The 3,248-nt window shown below is 68.5% G+C and carries 3 protein-coding genes; 2 read left to right on the top strand and 1 reads right to left on the bottom strand.

What is annotated here, in order from left to right; translation table 11 throughout:
• Together CWO91_RS41865 and rsmD are read left to right on the top strand one after the other, a co-directional pair.
• Positions 1-1,391 (top strand): pseudouridine synthase (locus tag CWO91_RS41865; RefSeq protein ID WP_130221127.1); only part of this gene is annotated, 1,391 nt, incomplete at its 5' end.
• 1 nt (position 1,392) lies between these two features.
• Positions 1,393-1,947: a 16S rRNA (guanine(966)-N(2))-methyltransferase RsmD gene (gene rsmD / locus CWO91_RS41860; protein WP_130221126.1), complete on the top strand. Its 555-nt coding sequence runs from the start codon at positions 1,393-1,395 to the stop codon at positions 1,945-1,947.
• A gap of 107 nt (positions 1,948-2,054) precedes the next feature.
• On the opposite strand, the gene mutL is transcribed toward rsmD, so the two are convergent.
• The coding region (gene mutL / locus CWO91_RS41855) for a DNA mismatch repair endonuclease MutL (RefSeq protein WP_130221125.1) at positions 2,055-3,248 on the bottom strand (1,194 nt) is incomplete at its 5' end.

Raw genomic sequence — 3,248 nt, 5'->3', positions numbered from 1 at the left:
GCCCGCGTGGTGATCGCCCGCGCAAGTCCTTCGACAAGGATTTCGGCGGCCGCGATCGCAGCGACGAGAAGCCCTGGCGTCAGCGCGACGATCGGCGTGAAGGTGGCCGTGGCGACGACCGTCCGCGTTTCTCCCGGCGCCGCGATGAGGGCGATGATCGCCCGCGTTTCTCGCGCCCGCGCGAAGAGCGGTCCGGTGACGATCGTCCGCGCTTCAATCGCTCGCGCGAAAGGCGGCCGGAAGGCCGCATGGACTGGCAGGAGCATCCCCGCAGCGAGGGTCGCTTCCGCGACCGGCCGCGCCGCGACAACGAGGACGACAGCCGGATCTTCGAGAAGCGCCCCGCCTTCGGCGGCCGCGGCGCCTATCGCGAGCGCGATCGCGATTTCGAGGGGCGGCCGCGCCGCGAAGACGCGCCGAAGCCGAAGAAGGCCGGCGAGCGCATCGCAAAGGTGCTGGCCCGCGCGGGCCTCGCTTCGCGGCGCGATGCCGAGGAATTGGTCACGCAGGGCCGCGTCACGGTCAATGGCCGGGTGATCAATTCACCCGCGCTCGACGTCACCCAGAACGACGTCGTCGCCGTCGACGGCAAGCCGTTGCCGCCGCGCGAGCGCACGCGGCTGTTCCTCTATCACAAGCCGCGCGGGTTGATGACGACACATGACGACCCCGAGGGTCGTCCGACCGTGTTCGACAATCTTCCCGAAGGTCTGCCGCGCCTGATCAGCGTCGGCCGGCTCGACTTCAACACCGAGGGCTTGTTGCTGCTCACCAATGACGGCGGCCTCGCCCGCACGCTCGAGCTGCCGGACACCGGCTGGCTGCGCCGCTACCGCGTCCGCGCCCATGGCGACGTCACCCAGGCGCAGCTCGACGAGCTCAAGGGTGGCATCGAGGTCGAGGGCGTCAAATACGGTCCGATCGAAGCGACGCTGGAGCGCGACCAGGGCGCCAATGTCTGGCTGGTGTTCGCGATCCGCGAGGGCAAGAACCGCGAGGTGCGCAATGTCTGCGCCCATCTCGGGCTCGAGGTGAACCGGCTGATCCGCGTCTCCTACGGCCCGTTCCAGCTCGGCGAGATCCCGGAAGGCCAGGTCGAGGAAATCAAGTCGCGCGTGCTGCGCGAGCAGCTCGGCGACAAGGTGATCGAGAAGTCGGGGGCCGAGTTCGACGTGCCCGCGAAATCCGCCGCGCGTGAGGACGATGCACCGAAGAAGCCGATGAAGCGCGCCGTGATCAACGACCGCAAGGGCCGCCGCGTGCTGGTGCAGCGTACCGGCAGCGAGGAGGCGCGCGAGCGCAACGAGGCGGAAGCGAGCGGCTACGGCCCGCCGCGTCGTCCCAAGCGCGGCTATCACGGCAAACGCGACCTGACGCCGCGGGAGGATTAACTTGCGCGTGGTCGGCGGTCGTCTGAAGGGGCGCAATCTCGCCTCGCCGTCCTCGCGCGACATCCGCCCGACGGCGGACCGCCTGCGCGAGTCCGTGTTCAACATCCTCGTGCACGCCTATGACGATCCGATCGAGGATGCGCGCGTGCTCGACCTCTTCGCCGGCACCGGCGCCCTCGGCATCGAGGCGTCGTCGCGCGGCGCGAAGTTCACCCTGTTCGTCGACAATGGGGCGGAAGCGCGAGCGTTGCTGCGCAACAATGTCGAGTCGCTCGGCCTCGGCGGTGTGACCAAGGTCTATCGCCGCGATGCGACCGATCTCGGCCCCGCACATCCCGTCGAGCCGTTCTCGCTGGTGTTCCTCGATCCGCCCTATGGCAAGGGCTTTGCGGAGAAGGCGCTGGCGAGCTTGCGCGACGGCGGTTGGCTCACGCCGGGCGCACTGCTGGTGGTGGAAGAGGCGAAGGCCGCGCAGTTCGTGACGCCGGAAGGTTTCGAAGAATTGGAGCGGCGGGCTTATGACGACACGGAGTTCGTGTTTCTGAAGAGGCCGTAGCTTCGCTGCCGTAGGGTGGGCAAAGGCGCAAAGCGCCGTGCCCACCATCTTTCGTGATCGCCAGAGAACTGGTGGGCACGCTTCGCTTTGCCCACCCTACGGCACCGTCACCTCCGCCCGAACAGCTTCTCCACATCGCTCAGCTTCAGCTCGACATAGGTCGGGCGACCGTGATTGCACTGGCCGGAGTTCGGGGTGTCCTCCATCTCGCGGAGCAGGGCGTTCATCTCCTCCGGCCGCAGCCGGCGGCCGGCGCGGACCGAGCCGTGACAGGCCATGGTGGCGGCGACATGCATCAGACGGCGCTCCAGCGGCAATGCCTCGTCCCACTCGGCCATGTGCTCGGCGAGATCGCGCAAGAGTCCGCCTGCATTGGTCTTGCCGAGCAGTGACGGCGTCTCGCGCACCGCGACCGCGCCGGGTCCGAAGGACTCGATGGCGAGACCGAACGACGCGAGCTCCTCGCTGCGATCGAGCAGGCGCTCCACAGTAGATTCGTCCATCTCGACGATCTCTGGGATCAGCAAGATCTGCCGCTGCACGCCGTTCGCCGCCAGCGAGGCCTTCAGCCGCTCATAGACAATGCGCTCGTGCGCGGCATGCTGGTCGACGATGATCAGGCCGTCGCGGGTTTGCGAGACGATGTAGGTCTCGTGGATCTGGGTGCGCGCCGCGCCGAGCGGGCGGTCGATGAGATCGCCGGCGGGCTGCGTCTCGATTCGCACGTCCGCACTGGGCGCACCGACGTCGAAGGCGGCCTGGGCGCGCTCGGCGAAGGCGGGCGCTGCTGAACCTTCGAACGACGGCAGCGTCCCAACCGGGACGGATGGCGATTGGCGCCAGTCCCAACTGGCAGGCCGTTGCGGCGTGAAGGCGGGGCGGAACGAGGACAAGGCGGCGCCGCCGCTGTTGGCCGCCGTGCGCCGTCCCTCCCGCGCAAGCCCTTCCTTCAATCCATGCACGATCAGTGCGCGCACCAGCCCCGCGTTACGGAAGCGCACCTCGGTCTTGGCCGGATGCACGTTGGCGTCGACCTCTCGCGGATCGAGCGTGACGAACAGCGCCACCACGGGATGGCGGTCGCGCGGCAGATAGTCGGAATAGGCTGCGCGCACCGCGCCGAGGATCAGCTTGTCGCGGACCGGACGGCCGTTGACGAAGAGATATTGCCCGAGCGCGTTGGCTTTCGTCAGCGCAGGCGCGGCGGCATAGCCGGCGACGACGACGCCCTCGCGCTCGGCATGGACCTCGATGGCGTGGCTGCGAAACTCCGCGCCCAGGATATCGCCGAGCCGCGTCAG

Source organism: Bradyrhizobium genosp. SA-3 (genome assembly GCF_004212635.1).
Lineage (GTDB): Bacteria > Pseudomonadota > Alphaproteobacteria > Rhizobiales > Xanthobacteraceae > Bradyrhizobium.
This window is presented reverse-complemented; position numbering and strand designations above follow the sequence as displayed.